Raw genomic sequence first — 17,966 nt, 5'->3', positions numbered from 1 at the left:
TTGAGAACCACCCTCTAAATTCAGATTGGTTGTATTTTTTCAATATTTTGAAAGAAAATTATGAATTTCATTCGTGTGAGTTAATAAAAAACTAACGTCATACATTGCTGCTTAACGTTAGTTTTTAAACTTCTTGATCAATAACTTTTAGTTACCTCCAACTCTCATTGCAGGTGGATTTGGATCCAATGCAGGAACTGGACTTTCAGGACTTTGTAGATTTGGTCTAATATCAGAAGATGCACCGCCAGGAATACGTTTGATACTTGGATATTTCATGATAGATTTATCAAAAGCTACAACAACGGGCTCGATCAATGCCAAAACCCAACCATTATCCTGACCAGCATATTTACCTGGAGAAGTGGATACGTTTCTCATAGACGCAGCTCCATTAAATGTCATATCGTATTTTTCATAAGGATCCAAAGTCAAGTTGTAAGCGGAACCTATTCCTCCTAAATCTTGAGTTGATCCTAACCAAGAATCTTTAGAAGTCCATAAATACTTCCAGGCAATTCTAAGTTCCGGATTGTTTGGATCACCGCCAATATCAGCACGTGCACCTCCAAAATTTTCCCCATCAATATAAATAAATGAATTTCTTGCGGAGTGTTTTGATTTTCCGGTTACATATTCACTATTGTCCACTCCATCAAAGTAAATGGGTTTTCCATTATCATCCTTCCATTCACCAGTCGGAGGAGGAGTTAATCCTACTATTTTTGCCAATGTAGGCCAAACATCCATGTGTGACATCATTTCATTCAATTGTACTCCAGCAGGAATAGTACCTGGTGACCACATAATACCAGGGACTCTGAAAGCTCCTTCAAAAGCACTCCCTTTTTCTCCACGGAAAGGTGTTACACCCGCATCTGGCCAAGCATCTTGCCAAGCGCCATTATCAGCTGTAAAAACAACTATTGTATTAGGTGCTACTTTTCTGATGGCATCCATTATACGACCTATATTATGGTCTAATTCCATTACTGCATCTGAATAATTACCTAAATGTGATTTTCCAACAAATGCTTTCGCAGGGTGATTAGGATTATGTAATTTCATGAAATTAACATCCATAAAAAAAGGTTTGCCATCTTTAGCGTGTTGATTGATGTAATCTACCGCACTGGTAGCCTGACGTATGTCAAACTCTTGTAAATAATCATAAGTGATTAAAGCCACTTTGTTGGCAGGTTTTCCTGCAACGCCTTCCCATTCATACAAATTAACTGTCTCATTGTAAGTTTTATTAAATTCGGGATTATAAGAAGGAAACCAAGGATGCATATCATTTGAAGTATTATTATAAGAATAAACCCCTGGATAATAGGCTGCAAATTGTTTCATCTCATCAAAACCATGAGCTATTGGGTACATCTCAGGTTTGTCGCCTAAATGCCATTTTCCAGAAAAATAAGTACTATAGCCATTTTTTTGGAAAAACTCTGCAATTGTTGGCGTCTCCGCTTTTAAACCGTTTTTATCGGCTGGAGCTACCACAACTGAAAGTGCAGTACGAATTGGAATTCGTCCCGTAATAAATGAACTTCGCCCTGCGGTACAGCTTGATTGCCCATACCAACTGGTAAAATGAGTCCCTTCTTTAGCTAATCGATCTACATTAGGTGTTGGATGTCCCAGTGCGGCACCACCTCCAGAAATGTAGCCAAAGTCGCCCCAGCCAAGATCATCACACATAATCACTACTATATTCGGCTTTTGCTTATCCTTTTGTGCAAATACCGAATATCCTGAACCAAAACAAAAGAGTAAAAAAGCACAATTCATTAGTAGGCTTTTTCTTTTAAGCCAGCAAAAAGAAAGATGAGTTTTCATGTTAATTTAAATTTTGTGTTTGTTATGGTTTGAATTTTATGTTATAACATAATTTCAAAGAATTCGAAATGTTTTATTTCCTGAGAACCTATAACACATAAAGAAGTTATGCAATTAAGATTTGCTTTTGCTACTCGGGCAATAATTACGTGGTTATGATAATGAACATTTAATACTCGTAGATATGTAGTTTTATAAAAAAGAGATTATTTTATCCTGTTTATATTTTTTTTCTCATACTTACACCTATATCTTCTGCGAACTTGAAAAAAGGAGGAACATATTGATGGGTAAAGGAGGAAATTATTTCAAACGTTGCAGTGGTGAGATGCCCCAAAGGAATGGTTTGGATTCAGGGGGGAGATTTCATAATGGTGGGAACCAATTATCCTAAATCTTACACAACAGAAAGACCTGCTCATGCTGTAAAAGTTGATGGATTCTGAATGGATGAAACAGAAGTAACCAATTTACAATTCAAGGAGTTTGTTGAAGTCACAGGATATATAACAGCAATCTGGAAGGAAGGTGGAATCACCCCGTTGTTCATATTTCATACCCAGATGCAAATGCTTACGTGAAGCAGAATGGAGTTTGCTGCAAGGGGAGGCAGTAAGAATAATACCAGATATGTCTGGGGCTCTGAATTCACACCCTAATGACAAATCAACCCAACTTTAATCAACAAAAAAGCCTTCAAATTTAAAATTTAAAGGCTTTTTGAAAATGTGGGAGCTACTGGGTTCGAACCAGTGACCCCCTGCTTGTAAGGCAGGTGCTCTGAACCAGCTGAGCTAAGCTCCCAAAATATTTTGAATTTTTGTTTTAGATATTTTGAAAGTAACAACTTTGCTTTCGTTTTCCCTGATTGGGAGATAAAAAAAGCCTCATCATTTGAAGAGGCTTTATACTTTAAAAGTATGTGGGAGCTACTGGGTTCGAACCAGTGACCCCCTGCTTGTAAGGCAGGTGCTCTGAACCAGCTGAGCTAAGCTCCCAATAAGTCTAGAATTCGTTCGTTTTCTGGGTTGAAAAAGCAACTTCTTTGCTATCTCTTTTCCTATTCCCGAATTGCGAGTGCAAAGCTAAATGGTTTTTCCATAAAAGCAAAACGGTTGTCAAAAAAAATTAAATATTTTTCTTCAACAGTTCTAAAAAATGGAAATACTCGTAGAAATACGCAAAAAAAATTTTTGATTTGTAGTCTCAAATAATTGAATTGAAAGTACTCAGAATAATCGGGAAGGTAGTGCTCGCCATTGCACTAGTTTTGCTGCTACTGGTTGGAATCGTAGCCGGGATTGTGGCTTTTTATAAAAAAGAAATTATAGCTCTTACTATTAAAGAGTTAAATACTTATTTAACGGCAAAAGTTGATGTAGATCCTGATGTCAATGTCTCAATTTTTCAAAAATTTCCTCAGATTACTCTTGAATTTAAAAAGGTTAAAATAGCAGAAAGTATAGAAGGGAGTGAATTGAAGCTTGCCGAAGCCGGCGAAATCTTTCTTGCTTTCGATCCTTGGGATTTGCTCCAGAAGAGATATGTGATCAGTCAGCTTTATATTGAAGATGGAAAAATTGCCATCCGCACAGATGCTCAGGGAAGGGCCAATTACGAAATATTTAAAAGTGATACGTCTTCTGCGTCAGAGGAAGTTGGATTTAATCTGAAAAAGATAAAGCTCAATAATGTTGAACTGTCTTTTGTAAATGAAATTAAGAATCAAGGGTATTATTTGCTGGCAAAAGATTTAGCTGCTAAAATAAAGCTGGAGCAAAAGAAATATAACATTGGGCTGGATGGCAAATTAGTATCTCATAAAATACGTGCGGCAGGTCATGATTATTTCAAAGAAAAAAATCTTGAAATCCTGAGCGAATTAATTCTGGACAATGAAAGAGATCAGTTTATTGTACTCCCTTCTAATCTCAAGGTTGAAAAATCGGAATTCGATCTTACGGGTTCTTTCTCCTATAAAGATAAAAAATTCATTGATTTTGAATTTAAAGGTAAACAGGGACAAATACAGACGCTTGTAAGCCTGATGCCGAAAAAGATCGCTGAAAATTTTTCTTCATATGCCAGTTCAGGAAATATCTTTTTCAAATCAACAGTAAAAGGTGAAATCAGCGAAACTAAAAGTCCATTGATAGTAGTGGAATTTGGGATAAGTAATGCATCCATTTTTCACCCTGATTATAAAGGCCGTCTGGAAAAAGTAAACCTTGTAGGATATTTTTCTAATGGAAATAAGCATCATGCAAAGACTTCCTTTCTGAAGCTGTCAGACATCAGTTTTACTCTGAATAATAAACCTGTAAAAGGCGATTTCCTTCTTGAGAATTTTGAAAATCCTTTTATTCGCTTCAAGGCCGAAGGCTCCTTGTCATTAGAGTCCATATTTTCTTTTTATCCGGTAGAGAAAGTAAAAGAAGCTACAGGTAATTTGGATTTTGATATCAACTTTACAGGCAGTTCTGAAGAGTTAAGAAAAAATCCTGATCAGTTTAATGCAGGTGGACAAATCATTGCCAGTAAAATTAATGTGCTGATAGACAATCTGCCATACAGGCTTTCGAATATCAGTGGCGATTTTCTGTTCAATAACAATGATATTGCAGTAAATGACTTTAAAGGAAATATAGGACGGAGCGATTTTGCTATCAATGGATTATTTAAGAATGTCTTGGCAAGGATGTTTAATAAAAAGAGAAAGCTATTTGTGGATGCCGATTTTGTATCAAGTTATCTGGATGTTGAAGAGCTCTTAAGCGCAGGCGGAAAGGAGTCTAAAAAATCTTCTGATAATACCCAAGACGAAGGAGAGGAAAAAGAAGAAAAGGTCTTTCCTTTCTTCAAAAAATATGAAGTCCATCTTAACTGTGAAATAGAGAAGTTTAGCTATAAGAAATTCCATGCTAAAAAAGTCAAAGGTATCTATACTATGAAAGATCCTTGGATTTCGTTGGAAAGAGCTTCCTGCAGATTGGCCGGAGGAAAGCTAGTAGTAAATGGAAACCTTAATTTTGCAAGCCCTTCAAATATTGAACTTACTTCAGAAACAGTACTAGACGGAATTCAGGTCGATAGTATCTTTTACATGTGTGATAACTTTGATCAGAAATTTATTATAAATAAAAATCTGAAAGGTGAAATCACTGGTAATGTTGATTTGTTCATGAGCATGAACGAGAAGTTTTCTATAGATGATAAAAGCGTTGTAGCTAAAGTCGATGTGAAAATCCTGAATGGCGAACTTAATAATTTTGAACCTATGCAAAGTCTTTCACGCTTCATTGAAGAAAAAGAGCTGGAGCATGTGAGATTCTCTGAATTGAAAAATACCATCTACATCGAGAACAGGCTCATCACGATTCCAGAAATGACGATAGTTACAAACGTTTCCACTATTTCAGTTTCTGGTACACATACATTTGATCATGTAATGGACTACAGATTAACAGTGCCTTTGAAAAACTTCAAAAGAAAGCATAAAGATAAAGATGAAGCATTTGGCGCGATTGAAGATGACAAGAGAGGGCAGTCAGTTGTATTCCTCACTGTAAAAGGAACAACAGATAACTATAAGATTGCTTACGATACTAAAAGGACTAAGAACAAGATTAAAGAGGACATAAAGAAAGAGAAAAGGGAGTTCTTGGATATATTCAAACCAAAAAGAAGAGAGAATATATCAGAGGATGCTCCGGAGCCTTTAGAGGAAAATCAACCTAAAGATGATGGGCCTAAGTTTTTTGATTTTGGTGATTAATGCAGGTATAATGAAATATAGGATTCACCTTGTGTAATGAGGTAACTAAACCTTCAGAACAGGGATTTAGAGTGAGGTCGTTTGGAAGCTTTGATAAAAAAAGTCCTTCGCATTTTGTGAAGGACTTTTTTATTAATATTCAATGTCGTTGAGTTTTCTGTTTCCCGGATAAAAATCAAAACTATAAGATTCTGGAAGGTCTTCATCTCGGTAGACATTAACATATTTTACTATGTCCTTATCTTTAAACTTAGCTCCTGATCTTTTAAAGATATCTGCAAGTAATATCAGGTTTGAATTCTTTTTAACCCGTATGTAATTGTTGTCATTGGAAACAAGTTTGGCTTGCTCAGTCAGTTGGTTCTCCAGATTTTTAGGAGTAAATGCCTCATTTAGTATTGGAGCAGAGCCGATCATTCCTGATGAAATCACAAAAACCAGTCTGATGTCATTGTATTGACTGAAAATTTTTTTCTTTTCAATTTCAGCTAGTGACAGGTTCTCTCCTGCAACAGTAAATTTGGTGGTAAAGAAATCATCAATATCCTGTGGAGATTCAATTGGATAATTATCTGCGATTTCTTTAATAACAAGGATATTGTATGCATTAATATAAAAGGCCTTTTTTTCTGTTGTGTCCGAAGAAGAGAGGTCGGCCTTTGCAATAAGATTGCTAAGCTCAATCAGAGATTTGTCATTCTGACTGAGCTTTTGATAATTTACTTTTCCCTTCTCTACATATTTTGAAAATAATTTATCGCTTTTGCTGAAAAACATAGACAGCTTTTCAGCCCGCAGGCCTTGAAAAGTAAAGAACATTAATATAAGTAAAGCCTTTATCTTCATCGCTGATAATCCTATTAAATATGTTTCCGGAATATTCCGGATAACTTTTATAAGAAGTAGTTAAATAGATTAGGATCTTTGTTTAATTCTATATAACTGATATTCTTCTTATTCATCCTCTCAATCAATTGAGTATAATCTTCTCTGTGTTTGAGTTCAATGCCTACAAAGGCAGGGCCTTCTTCCTTTATATTCTTCTTGGTGTATTCAAACCTTGTGATATCGTCATTAGGGCCTAGCACTTCATCCAAAAATTCTCTTAAAGCTCCTGCGCGTTGCGGAAATGTTACTATAAAATAGTGTTTTAGGCCTTCGTAAAGCAGAGACCTTTCTTTGATTTCGCCCATCCTGGCAATGTCATTATTGCTGCCACTAACAATACAAACAACAGTCTTTCCCTTTATTTGTTCACGATAGTAATCAAGTGCAGATATGCTTAGCGCACCAGCTGGCTCAGCAACTATAGCTTCTTCATTATATAGCTTAATTATAAATGAACATACTTTTCCTTCCGGAATCACTACCACATCATCTAATAGCTTCTTACAGATATTAAAGTTAAGTTCTCCAACTCGCTTCACTGCGGCGCCATCAACAAATTTGTCTATTTGCTGAAGTGTTACAACTTTGCCTTGCTTGATTGACTCTGACATTGAGGGTGCGCCAAGTGGCTCGGCACCTATTATTTTCGTGTCAGGACTTTTACTTTTTATGTAGGATGAAACTCCGGCTGAAAGTCCGCCACCGCCTATCGGAACAAAGACATAATCTATCTTTGTGTCAATATCTTCCATGATCTCCATTGCCACGGTGCCCTGTCCTTCAATTACCTTTCGGTCTTCAAATGGATGGATGAATACCATTCCGTGGTCTTTACAATATTTCATCGATTCAAAGTAGGCATCATCAAAAGTGTCTCCGGTAAGGATAACTTCCACAAATTCTCTTCCGAATAGTTTTACCTGACTTACCTTTTGTTTAGGAGTAGTCGTAGGCATAAATATTTTGCCCTGAATCTTCAAGAGATTGCAGGAATATGCAACTCCCTGTGCGTGGTTGCCTGCACTGGCACAAATTACACCCTTCTTAAGTTGATCAGGACTCAGGCTACTAATTAGGTTGTAGGCACCTCTTAATTTATAAGACCTTACAATTTGTAAATCTTCTCTCTTTAAGTAAATATTAGCCTGGTATTCTTCCGAAAGGTTATTGTTCCGGGTTAGGGATGTGTGTGTTACCACTCCCTGCAGCCTTTTATAGGCGCTTTCTATCTCTTTAAGTTCGATCAGATCACTCATTGTAGTAGGTATTAGAAAAGTAAAATTATGGTTTTTCTGGTATTTATTCAGAAAAAAAGGAGCGTTTATGCACCTCTTCTACAAATTTTCATCACTTTAATAGAGTTTATCTGTGCATTTGCTGAAAAAGTCCACAATTGGCGCATCTTTCATTGGCATGTTTAATTGTGATATAAAAACACCAATTTATTGTAGATTTGAGTCTAAATAAGTTTTCTCTAAAATGAAGATTGTTGAAGTTGCTGATAGTCAAACCAGGAAAGAGTTCCTGATGTTCCCAGTCCGGCTATATAAAGAAGATAAAAACTGGATCCGTCCGTTGGACAAAGACATTGAGGGAATTTTTGACCCTGAGGTGAATAAATTTTTCCGTCATGGAGAAGCCATTCGCTGGCTTTTAAAGGATGAACATAATAATACAATGGGAAGGGTTGCTGCATTTATTAATAACAAGACAGCCAAGGCTACTGACTACGTTACAGGCGGCATGGGCTTTTTTGAATGTATAAACAATGAAAAGGCCGCATTCACTTTGTTTGATACTTGCAAGAAATGGCTAGAGGAGAGAGGAATGGAAGCCATGGATGGTCCTATAAATTTTGGAGAAAGACTTAACTGGTGGGGATTATTAGTGGATGGTTTTGTAGAACCCAATTACGGAATGCCTTACCATTTTCCTTACTACAAAAATCTTTTTGAAGCTTATGGTTGGAAGACATATTTTGAACAATATACTTACCATCGTTCTGTAGATTCTCCACTTCCGGAACTCTACGCTGAAAAAGCTGACAGGATAAACAGAGATCCTAAATATAGATTTGAGCGAATTAAAAAGAAGCAGCTTGAAAAATATGCCGAGGACTTCAGAATCATCTATAATAAAGCATGGGTAAAGCATACTGGTGTAAGAGAAACTTCTAAGGCCTTGGCCTTGGCTCAGATGAATAAGATGAAACCTGTCATGGATGAAGATCTTGTCTGGTTTGCATACTATGATAATGAACCGGTAGCTTTCTTCATTATGATTCCTGAGGTTAATCAGATTTTCAAACATGTCAATGGCAAAATGGATCTGCTGGGTAAATTGAAATTTCTCTATTACAAATATACAGGCGCTTGCAAGAAAATGTTCGGGGTGGTGTTCGGTGTAGTTCCGGAATTTCAGGGAAGGGGGCTTGAGGGCGCAATTGTAATGGCTGCAGCAAAAGTCATTCAGCCTTCAGGAAGATATACTGATTTTGAAATGAACTGGATTGGTAGCTTCAATCCTAAGATGATGAAGATATGTGAATCTGTTGGAAGTAAAATCTTAAAGACACATATTACATACAGATATATCTTCGACCCAACCAAGGAATTCAGGCCAGCGCCTATTATTGAATAGATAATTTGCTAATTGTAATTGATTGGTCGATATTTGGTTACCAGTAATTAAACTTTTTAAAAATCTTAACTTAAAGAAATGAGTCTATTAGTTGTAGGTTCGGTTGCATTTGATGCTATCGAGACACCATTTGGTAAAACGGATAAAATCGTAGGTGGAGCAGCTACCTATATCTCAATTGCTTCTTCATATTTTACTAAAAATGTAAATCTTATTGCTGTTGTTGGCGGCGATTTTCCTAAGTCTGATATCAAGATGCTTCAGAATCACGGAATCAATACCCAGGGTTTACAAATTAAAGAGAGTGAAAAAACTTTCTTCTGGTCTGGTAAATATCATAATGATATGAACTCCAGAGATACTCTGGTAACCGAGCTGAATGTGCTGGGTGACTTTGATCCTATCGTTCCGGAATCCTATCAGGATTGCGAATACTTGATGCTTGGCAACCTTTCTCCAAAAGTTCAAAGCACTTTAATCAAACGTTTGAAAAAACGTCCAAAGCTTATTGTAATGGACACAATGAACTTTTGGATGGACATCGCACTCGATGATTTGAAAGAAACACTAAGTCTTGTGGATGTACTTTCTATTAATGATGAAGAGGCAAGACAACTTTCAAAGGAATATTCTCTTGTAAAAGCAGCTAAAAAAATTATGGCTATGGGGCCTAAAGTCCTTGTCATTAAAAAGGGCGAGCATGGTGCTTTACTCTTTAATAAGGAGCAAGTTTTCTTCGCACCTGCATTGCCACTAGAAGAAGTCTTTGATCCAACTGGTGCAGGTGATACATTTGCAGGAGGATTTATCGGTTACATAGCAAGTACTGATGATATCTCTTTCGATAATATGAAAAGAGCAATTATATATGGCTCAGGCCTTGCATCTTTCTGTGTGGAAAAATTCGGTGTAGAAAGAATTGTAAATCTTTCTGAAAGAGAACTGGAAGAAAGAATTCAGGATTTCGTGGAACTTGTACAGTTCGAAATCCCATTTGAGTCATAGAATTATTTCATTTAAATGTTATTTAATAAATCTTTTTGTAGAACAGTATTCCCATTGTATCTGGGAATACTGATTTTTCTATTTTCTTGTAAAACAATCAAAACCACAGCTCCAACTGAATCATATGAGAAAGTTGTAATACCACCAGAGGTTTCCGAACTTGTTTTGCCTGTCGAATTAAAAGTTAAAGACCTGGAAGCAAAAGTTAACAAGGAGATTAACGGACTGGTCTTTGAAGATAAAGATTATGCTGACGACAATCTCCTTGTAAAAGTGTGGAAGTATGAGAATATTAAAATTGAAGTAGATGGTCCTTATATTTTATATACAGTTCCAGTAAAGGTATGGCTGAAAGCCGGATATGGTTTTAATAAATTTGGGATCACGTTTAATGAATCCGGAGAAACAGATTTCGCCATAAAACTAAAATTCAAAACGCTTTTTGCTCTGGATCCATTCTGGAATTTTGCCCCCAAAACAAGTGCTGTAGAACATCAGTGGATAAAAGAACCTGATCTGAAATTTATCGGCCTTGATATTCCACTTACTTTTATTGCTGATAAAATTGTCAAAGGACAGCTTAACAAGCTTGCAGTATTGATTGATGACCTTGCAAAGAAGAATCTGGATGTGAGAAAATATGTACTCAGCGCATGGGAAGAGTTGCATAAACCAATGGCTGTTTCAACAGATCCGGAAGTCTGGGTAAGAATAGCTCCAAAAGATCTTTTCCTGACTCCCATTGAAGGCAGAGGGGGAATCATCCGCACAGCTATTGGAATGAAAGCTGCAGTAGAAACCTTTTTAGGCCATAAACCTCAATTTACCTTGTCTAGTCTTCCCAATAAAAGGGAAGAGAAAAACTATGATGGTAAATTTAAACTCCTTATTAATGCAGAGGTCCCTTTCGATAAAGCAACGGAGCTGGCACGAAAAAGACTGGTGGGGCAGGTATATGAATTTGACGAGGGAAAGAAAAAAATTAAAATAGAAAATGTAGACCTGTACGGAAGCGAAATGAGGTTAGTCGTGAAGGTAGATATTTCCGGAAGTCTTAAAGGGACGATTTATCTTTCAGGATTACCCAGTCTTGATATCGCCAATAAAGTTATTTCTGTAAAGTCTCTTGATTTCGACATAGATACCAGAAATAAATTGCTAAAATCGGCAAATTGGCTTTCTCATCAGCTATTTGTGAAAAAGATTCAGCCATACTTTTCATATAGCTTTGAAAAAGATCTAATAGAAAGTAAAAAAGAAATTCAAAAATTTTTAACTCATAATAAGGTTCATCCTGATCTGGAAATTAATGGAGAGATTCAGGATGTCCTGCCTAAAGATGTTTATTTAACAGAGCAATCTTTGAAAGCCGTAATGTTATTCACAGGCGTCATTAATGCAGATATCCAGGGGTTGGATTTTTAGCAGAATGATAGTTACTATAAAAGCAAAATTCCTTCCGGTTTTACTGAGAAGGAATTTTGCTTATTATGGCTAATTTGACAATTGGGATTTATTACCAGATTAGCAATTACCATTGCAAAATCAAGCTTTAAGTGGTTAAATAACATTTATTTATTGATTAATCCCGATTAAAATTCATGCTTCAGCCATTTTTTAAAGTTGTTTTTCTCCTGCTCTGAAGCATCTTCATTTTTAGCGATTTTGTATTGCTTAAAATAAGTTTTTGTCCCGGTTGCATTTAAAGTTACCTGTTTGATTTTTCCAAAACGTTGAATAACCAATTCGGAAGTTTTTTTGCCTCTTAATAAATCATTAAGATTTCCGCTGACATTGGTCCCATCAATGGCAATGATCTCATCTTCTCTTGCCAAAACTTTATCCCCAGGAGAGTCTGGTTCTAAAATTTCTACAAATGTTCTACCTTCTTTTGTACTTGTTCGGAACCCGAAAACCTTCTCAAATTCATGCTTTGCATCCTGTACCTGAAGTTGGCATCCGACATAGGTTAATGATTTTTTGAGGGCATCAGTTAACGGTTTTGTGCCGAATATAAAATCGTTGAAAAAATTCTTGAGCTTTTTATCTGAAATATTTTCTGCGATTTTCTGAAAGTCGTCTGTTGTATACCCTAAAGATTTCTTGCCGTGAAGCTTCCACATCTGTTTCATCACATCATCAAGACTCTTTTTATTATTAGTTTCTTTTCTTATAAAAAGGTCTAAAAGCAATGCAATCATTGCACCTTTTACATAAATGGAAACTTTTCTATTAGGAATTCCTGAAACATATCCGTCTACCCATAAATCAAAGGAAGAATCAGCAACCGACATATTAGCATCTCCAAAATTTTCAAAATGCCTTTTAAATAAAAGATTTATTTCCAGAAAATATTGCTGGACACTATATGCTTTTGAGCGGACAAGAAAATAATCTCCATAATATGTGGTAACACCTTCCGCAATGAAGCCGGAATTAAAATAATTTTCTCTTGTGAAATCATAAGGGAGCATTTCTGCTGGCCTTATTTTTATAATGTTCCAGGCGTGGTATAACTCGTGAGAACTGATACTAAGAAAGTCATTGTAGAATGATTCGGAATTAAACTGCTCTCCCGGACCCAGGCAAATAATTGTCGAGTTCCTATGCTCTACCCCGTGGTGATATTTATAAGGTAGTATTTGATATAAGAAATGATAATCCTTTTCGGGGAAATCGCCCATACTATTGATTTGCTCTTCGGAAAATTTCTTAAAATCTGAAAGTACCAACTGCCAGTCAGGTTGGCATTCTCCCTGAATCCAAATGTGAAAATTGGTAGACTCAATTGTGTATTGCTTGTGTTTCAGATTGGCGCTCGCAATCATAGGACTGTCAACCAGTTCATAATAATCTTTTGCGAGAAGCTGGAAACCTTTCTTTTTAAGTCCGCATGCTATTTGGTAATTGGATGGGAGATTTAAGTTTACTATACAAGCGGAGTTTATTTTTTCTGGTAAATGAGGCAGGCAACAGATAAAGTTTAAGTAAAGTTGATCTTCATCTAGCCAGCATCCACCAGCATCCATTTGAGCACAGTAATACTGGAACGAGAAAATAATAGCTGATTCTCCGTTAGTTTTTATTGCCCAGCTATTTCTGGTTGTTTTTCTTACTTCAAGGGCTGTAGTTTGGCCTTTCGAATATGCTTTTACTTGATGGAAGTTCTTTGCGTAATTCTGTAGCTCATATCGACCCGGCCTCCATGCGGGAATTTGTAAATCAATAATATCTGATTTAACTTCTTCCAAATGAAGTTCTACTGTAATAAAGTGTTTGTGTGGTTCAGTATAAGAAATGAAATATTCCATCAACGGATTATAGTATTTTTTTAAGTTGCTAAATTAACGTTTAAGGTCGGTTGGAGGTCTAATAATTCTCGTTTTATTTAAAAAAGTAAGATACTTTAAATAATTTCGCGAGGTGATTTGGTAATGACGAATTCAATCTGTATTTTTGCAGGCCAATTTTAATTGTAATTCAAAATGAAAAGAACGTTTCAGCCTTCAGTAAGAAAAAGAAGAAACAAACACGGTTTCATGGAAAGAAACTCTACTGCAAACGGAAGAAGAGTGCTTGCTAGCAGAAGAGCGAGAGGCAGAAAGAAATTGACTGTTTCTGACGAAAAAAGACATAAAGGTTAATAAATATTGACCTTTATGTCTTACTACCTTCATTTCATTATATGAATGAGGAACATAATGGTCGTATATTGAAGGCTACATTGCCTTCAGAGGAAAGGCTTAAAAGTATTAAGTTGATAGAAGAACTTTTTAAAAAAGGTTCTTCTTATTTTTTACATCCTTTTAAAATTGTCTATCTCATAGACAGTAAGGATAATTGTGTTCCCCCTAAAATTCTGGTTAGCGTCCCCAAAAAAAGTTTTAAAAGGGCAGTAGACAGAAATCTCTTAAAAAGAAGAATAAAAGAAGCTTATAGAAAGAACAAATCGGGAATCTTTTCTACTCCGGATATTGTTATGCCATCACATCTTGCGATAATTTATATCGGAAAAGATAAATTAGACTTTGATACGATAGAAAAAAAACTAATTTTAATACTCAATCGTTTAAAGTCTACTTGAACTCCACCATTTTATTTAGTCTTAGCTAAAATCATGAAGAAAAACGTAAAGAAAATTGCTTTTTTTATTGTTCTCATTGCTTCCGTAACGCTTGTAGCTTTTAATCGCCCGGACGATAAATATTTCGAAATAGCAAAGAACATAGACATTTTTGCCTCTCTTTTTAAAGAAGTAAATGCATATTATGTCGACGAGGTTAATCCTAATCAGGTGATGAAAAAGGGTATTGATGCAATGCTTGAGTCATTGGATCCATATACGAACTACATTCCTGAAGATGAAATAGAGGACTTCAGAACAATGACAACTGGCCAGTATGGTGGAATTGGCGCAGTGATTGGTAAGAGGAATGAAAGACCTATTATACTAATGCCTTATGAAGGTTTTCCAGCACACAAGGCTGGTCTGATGGTTGGAGATGAAATCGTTTCGGTTGATGGTATTGAAGTAACTAGTAAAGCTACTTCTGATATCAGTAAATTATTGAAGGGGCAGTCTAACACTCAGGTTAAAGTGGTGGTAAAGAGGCTTGGTACTCCTGATAAATTTGAGGTGGTTCTTACCAGAGAAAAAATTAAGATTGACAATGTGCCGTACTATGGCATGGTTAATAATAACACTGGGTATATTAAATTGTCCGATTTCACAAGCAATGCTTCAAAAGAGGTTAAAAAAGCGCTTGTTGAACTAAAAGAAAAAGGAGCTAAAAATATTATTCTTGATTTAAGAGATAATCCAGGTGGACTTTTAAGCGAAGCAATTAATATTAGTAACCTGTTTATTGCTAAAGATAAGGAGATTGTAAGAACCAAAGGCAAGATTTCTGAATGGAATAAAATTTATAATGCCTTAAATTCTCCTGTAGATACAGAAATGCCATTAGTGGTATTGACTTCTAGCAGAAGCGCATCTGCTTCAGAAATTGTATCAGGAGTTATTCAGGATTATGATAGAGGTGTTTTGATTGGTGAAAGAACTTACGGAAAAGGTTTGGTTCAAGCTACAAGACCCCTTACTTATAACAGTCAGTTGAAAATTACAACGGCTAAATATTATACTCCAAGCGGAAGATGTATTCAGGCTATTGATTATAGTCACAGAAATGAAGATGGCAGCGTTGGTAAAATTCCAGATTCTCTGAGAGTAGCATTTAAAACTAAAAATGGAAGAACTGTGTATGACGGAGGCGGAATAAGCCCTGATATTGAAGTGGAAGACAGAACGATTGCTCCGATCACTACCAGTCTTATTAGCAAAGGTCTTTTGTTTGATTATGCCGGAGCTTATGTGTTGGATCACAAAAAGATAAAAGGTGCGAAAGAGTATGAAATGACAGATGCAGAATATCAGGATTTTATAAAGTGGTTAGCTAATAAAGAGTATGATTACTCAACTAAAGTTGAAAATACACTTGAGGATCTTGTGAATTTCTCTAAAAAAGAAAAATATTATGATGCAATCAAACCTCAAGTAGAGTCCTTGAAAGCTCAGATTTCACATAATAAAGAAAAGGATTTGATGACATTTAAAGATGAAATCAAAGAGTACCTTGAAGAAGAAATCGTGTCAAGGTTCTACCTTCAGAAAGGGGTAGTAGAAGCGTCATTCGATGATGATGAGGATGTGACTGCAGCTATTAAGATTTTCAATAATCCTACTGAATTTAATAAACTGCTGCAAGGCAAATAGTTGAATTAGGCAAATATGTAGTATAAATATGACCGGGCAATTTCTTGTCCGGTCATATTTTTTTGCTAATTCTGAGGATCTTGAATATAGGCCAGCTGCGAATAGTCTGTTTCAAATTTCCTTTTCAAAAATTCAATTTATCATCATCCATTGCATTTAATTATATTTGTCATCTCTTCCCATTTTACTTATGGGTTTTAGGTTCTAATTATTTTAATTAATGGCATTAATATTAAGTCTAGAAACATCGACGAAAGTTTGTTCTGTCGCAATACATAAGGATGGAAACCTTTTGTCGGTATATGAATTCCGCGTCGAAAGGTCTCATTCAAAATTAATTACTCAGGCCATTTCTTTTTTGATGGAAGGGTTGGATCTTAAAATGTCAGACCTTGATGCCATTGCAGTTTCAAAGGGGCCAGGTTCCTATACCGGTCTTAGAATTGGTGTTTCTACAGCAAAGGGACTTTGTTATGGGTTGGATAAGCCATTAATTGCTGTTGACACTCTTGAAGCAATGGCAAGAAAGGTCAATAAATATAATCTTAGGAATTCATTAATATGTCCAATGATTGATGCCAGAAGGTTGGAAGTTTATTGTGCATTATATAATAAGGAGAATGAAACTATTTTTCCTGTCTCTGCAGTTATACTTAATGAATTCTCTTTTAGTAACTTCTTAAACTCTAGTGAAATTATCTTTCTCGGCGATGGAGCTGGGAAATTTGCTCCATTGGTTGCAGCAAGATGTAACGCGATTTTTCTGCAGAATGAAAATCCATCCGCGGAGTATGTAGGAATAATTGCAGAAGAAAAATACCTAGAAGGGCTATTTGAAGATGTAGCATATTTTGAGCCTTTTTATTTAAAAGACTTTATTTCGACTGGTTCAACTCAAAATTAATTATGGAGAATAGCGGAAATGAAATTGTGAATCGTGTCGCAAACAGCGATTTAGTTTTACTCAACCTTGAAGATTATTATGATAAAGGAGAACGAGTAGTTTGTGATATTAAAGATAATCTTTACCAAGGATTAATTCTGAGAGAAAAGGAGTTTAGAGCTTTTGTAAAGGAAAACGATTGGTCCGTTTATACCGGAAAAAATGTTGCTATTATTTGTAGTGAAGATGCAATAGTGCCATCCTGGGCATATATGCTTTTGATTTCAAAAATTGAACCTTATGCCAATTATGTAATGGTTGGAAATTTGGAGCATCTAGAGCAGGCATTATTTCAGGCAGCTCTTCGGAATATTGACGCCTCTACTTACAAAGATGCCAAAGTTATTATCAAGGGGTGCAGTAATTTTCCTGTTCCATTATTTGCATATGGAGAATTAACAAGAATGCTTAGGCCTTTTGTACAAAGTTTGATGTATGGAGAACCTTGTAGCACTGTTCCGATTTATAAGGCGGCAAAAAAGTGATTTGTTAAAAGTTTACGGGGTTATATGGACTGATAATCATTTTGTTGAAAAGTATAATACGGAAATGTTGTATTTTTGTTAACTTTTTTCTTGAGGATATTTGGAAATTAGATGTTGACCATATACCTTTGCACTCCCTTCTGAAAGGAAGTGGGGAGTTGATCAAAAAGCAGTAGGCTTTTGAGAATTTTACTGAAGGAAGTATAACTCGGAAATAGATAAAGAGTTTTAAGAATTGTAAAATAAATTTTTAAAATTTCTTGACACGAGTTGATAAGTTTCTTACCTTTGCACCCGCTAAATGAGAGAGGGTTTAAGTGAAGTGGTTTAGTGAAGCTGATTGAGAAGAAATTAGCGACGAATATCGAGACTCAAAAGAGAGTGAGTAGATAAAAAGTTCTTTGAGAATATTGAAATGAATAGCGAACCGCTTGAGGACAAAGTCAATTTGTTTTTGAGAAATTAAAAAAGAGTAGTCACGCGGTCAAACAGACATTAAGCTATAGTAATATAGCCCGTATCATTCACGAGTTTAGTAGGTCTGATACGAGAAAAATACTTTACAATGGAGAGTTTGATCCTGGCTCAGGATGAACGCTAGCGGCAGGCCTAATA

At 35.8% G+C, this 17,966-nt stretch carries 15 protein-coding genes and 2 tRNA genes; 11 read left to right on the top strand and 6 right to left on the bottom strand.

Annotation, left to right across the window (positions count from 1 at the left end):
* Positions 1–147 precede the first annotated feature (147 nt).
* Positions 148–1,794, bottom strand: a complete 1,647-nt coding sequence (locus K350_RS27135) for an arylsulfatase (RefSeq protein ID WP_081670903.1) — start codon at positions 1,792–1,794, stop codon at positions 148–150.
* A 371-nt stretch (positions 1,795–2,165) separates the two neighbouring features.
* Between K350_RS27135 and K350_RS32815 the strand changes: the two genes are divergently transcribed.
* Together K350_RS32815 and K350_RS32810 are read left to right on the top strand one after the other, a co-directional pair.
* Entirely contained in the window at positions 2,166–2,288 is a 123-nt protein-coding gene (locus K350_RS32815; protein WP_245598427.1) for an SUMF1/EgtB/PvdO family nonheme iron enzyme, read from the top strand.
* Entirely contained in the window at positions 2,289–2,423 is a 135-nt protein-coding gene (locus tag K350_RS32810) for a formylglycine-generating enzyme family protein (protein ID WP_245598425.1), read from the top strand.
* A 148-nt stretch (positions 2,424–2,571) separates the two neighbouring features.
* Here the strand turns inward: K350_RS32810 and K350_RS0103060 are convergent.
* Positions 2,572–2,646: transfer RNA gene (locus K350_RS0103060), tRNA-Val, on the bottom strand.
* Positions 2,647–2,765: 119 nt separating this feature from the next.
* Positions 2,766–2,840 (bottom strand) — tRNA-Val (locus tag K350_RS0103055).
* Positions 2,841–3,061: 221 nt separating this feature from the next.
* Here K350_RS0103055 and K350_RS0103050 point away from each other — a divergent pair.
* Complete coding sequence (locus K350_RS0103050; RefSeq protein WP_028978658.1) at positions 3,062–5,617, top strand: AsmA-like C-terminal region-containing protein; 2,556 nt, start codon at positions 3,062–3,064, stop codon at positions 5,615–5,617.
* 132 nt (positions 5,618–5,749) lie between these two features.
* Here K350_RS0103050 and K350_RS27130 read toward each other — a convergent pair whose 3' ends face one another.
* Entirely contained in the window at positions 5,750–6,394 is a 645-nt protein-coding gene (locus tag K350_RS27130) for a DUF547 domain-containing protein (protein WP_162144122.1), read from the bottom strand.
* A 116-nt stretch (positions 6,395–6,510) separates the two neighbouring features.
* Entirely contained in the window at positions 6,511–7,761 is a 1,251-nt protein-coding gene (ilvA, locus tag K350_RS0103040) for a threonine ammonia-lyase IlvA (RefSeq protein ID WP_051312822.1), read from the bottom strand.
* A gap of 223 nt (positions 7,762–7,984) precedes the next feature.
* Here ilvA and K350_RS0103035 point away from each other — a divergent pair, with 223 nt between their 5' ends.
* The 3 genes from K350_RS0103035 (at position 7,985) to K350_RS0103025 (ending at position 11,575) form a co-directional block, all read left to right on the top strand.
* On the top strand, positions 7,985–9,145 hold the full coding sequence (locus tag K350_RS0103035; RefSeq protein ID WP_028978656.1) for a hypothetical protein: 1,161 nt from the start codon (positions 7,985–7,987) through the stop codon (positions 9,143–9,145).
* 78 nt (positions 9,146–9,223) lie between these two features.
* Positions 9,224–10,150, top strand: a complete 927-nt coding sequence (locus tag K350_RS0103030; RefSeq protein WP_028978655.1) for a PfkB family carbohydrate kinase — start codon at positions 9,224–9,226, stop codon at positions 10,148–10,150.
* A gap of 15 nt (positions 10,151–10,165) precedes the next feature.
* A complete protein-coding gene (locus K350_RS0103025) occupies positions 10,166–11,575 on the top strand; it encodes a DUF4403 family protein (protein ID WP_028978654.1) in 1,410 nt (469 codons plus the stop codon).
* Positions 11,576–11,742: 167 nt separating this feature from the next.
* On the opposite strand, the gene K350_RS0103015 is transcribed toward K350_RS0103025, so the two are convergent.
* The gene (locus K350_RS0103015) at positions 11,743–13,461 is read right to left on the bottom strand and encodes a M61 family metallopeptidase (RefSeq protein WP_037573871.1); all 1,719 of its coding nucleotides are present in this window, start codon (positions 13,459–13,461) and stop codon (positions 11,743–11,745) included.
* Between the two features lie 174 nt (positions 13,462–13,635).
* On the opposite strand from K350_RS0103015, the gene rpmH reads away from it, so the two are divergent.
* The 5 genes from rpmH (at position 13,636) to K350_RS0102990 (ending at position 17,351) form a co-directional block, all read left to right on the top strand.
* Positions 13,636–13,794 carry a 50S ribosomal protein L34 gene (gene rpmH / locus K350_RS0103010; RefSeq protein WP_028978652.1) on the top strand — a complete coding sequence of 53 codons (159 nt, stop codon included), beginning with the start codon at positions 13,636–13,638 and terminating at the stop codon, positions 13,792–13,794.
* A gap of 41 nt (positions 13,795–13,835) precedes the next feature.
* A complete protein-coding gene (rnpA, locus tag K350_RS0103005; RefSeq protein WP_081670865.1) occupies positions 13,836–14,234 on the top strand; it encodes a ribonuclease P protein component in 399 nt (132 codons plus the stop codon).
* A 33-nt stretch (positions 14,235–14,267) separates the two neighbouring features.
* The gene (locus K350_RS0103000; RefSeq protein WP_028978650.1) at positions 14,268–15,923 is read left to right on the top strand and encodes a S41 family peptidase; all 1,656 of its coding nucleotides are present in this window, start codon (positions 14,268–14,270) and stop codon (positions 15,921–15,923) included.
* 220 nt (positions 15,924–16,143) lie between these two features.
* Positions 16,144–16,827 (top strand): tRNA (adenosine(37)-N6)-threonylcarbamoyltransferase complex dimerization subunit type 1 TsaB, encoded by a 684-nt coding sequence (tsaB, locus tag K350_RS0102995; protein WP_028978649.1) that lies wholly within the window; start codon positions 16,144–16,146, stop codon positions 16,825–16,827.
* A 2-nt stretch (positions 16,828–16,829) separates the two neighbouring features.
* Positions 16,830–17,351 (top strand): DUF2480 family protein, encoded by a 522-nt coding sequence (locus tag K350_RS0102990; RefSeq protein WP_028978648.1) that lies wholly within the window; start codon positions 16,830–16,832, stop codon positions 17,349–17,351.
* Positions 17,352–17,966 lie beyond the last annotated feature (615 nt).

The organism is Sporocytophaga myxococcoides DSM 11118 (genome assembly GCF_000426725.1).
GTDB lineage: Bacteria > Bacteroidota > Bacteroidia > Cytophagales > Cytophagaceae > Sporocytophaga > Sporocytophaga myxococcoides.
This window is presented reverse-complemented; position numbering and strand designations above follow the sequence as displayed.

Bases quoted from the DNA above. Each gene is read 5' to 3' on its own strand.
- K350_RS27135 (WP_081670903.1), bottom strand. From the start codon at position 1,794: ATGAATTGTGCTTTTTTACTCTTTTGTTTTGGTTCAGGATATTCGGTA.
- K350_RS32810 (WP_245598425.1), top strand. From the start codon at position 2,289: ATGGATGAAACAGAAGTAACCAATTTACAATTCAAGGAGTTTGTTGAA.
- K350_RS27130 (WP_162144122.1), bottom strand. From the start codon at position 6,394: ATGTTTTTCAGCAAAAGCGATAAATTATTTTCAAAATATGTAGAGAAG.
- ilvA (WP_051312822.1), bottom strand. From the start codon at position 7,761: ATGAGTGATCTGATCGAACTTAAAGAGATAGAAAGCGCCTATAAAAGG.
- K350_RS0103035 (WP_028978656.1), top strand. From the start codon at position 7,985: ATGAAGATTGTTGAAGTTGCTGATAGTCAAACCAGGAAAGAGTTCCTG.
- K350_RS0103030 (WP_028978655.1), top strand. From the start codon at position 9,224: ATGAGTCTATTAGTTGTAGGTTCGGTTGCATTTGATGCTATCGAGACA.
- K350_RS0103025 (WP_028978654.1), top strand. From the start codon at position 10,166: ATGTTATTTAATAAATCTTTTTGTAGAACAGTATTCCCATTGTATCTG.
- K350_RS0103015 (WP_037573871.1), bottom strand. From the start codon at position 13,461: ATGGAATATTTCATTTCTTATACTGAACCACACAAACACTTTATTACA.
- rpmH (WP_028978652.1), top strand. From the start codon at position 13,636: ATGAAAAGAACGTTTCAGCCTTCAGTAAGAAAAAGAAGAAACAAACAC.
- rnpA (WP_081670865.1), top strand. From the start codon at position 13,836: ATGAATGAGGAACATAATGGTCGTATATTGAAGGCTACATTGCCTTCA.
- K350_RS0103000 (WP_028978650.1), top strand. From the start codon at position 14,268: ATGAAGAAAAACGTAAAGAAAATTGCTTTTTTTATTGTTCTCATTGCT.
- tsaB (WP_028978649.1), top strand. From the start codon at position 16,144: ATGGCATTAATATTAAGTCTAGAAACATCGACGAAAGTTTGTTCTGTC.
- K350_RS0102990 (WP_028978648.1), top strand. From the start codon at position 16,830: ATGGAGAATAGCGGAAATGAAATTGTGAATCGTGTCGCAAACAGCGAT.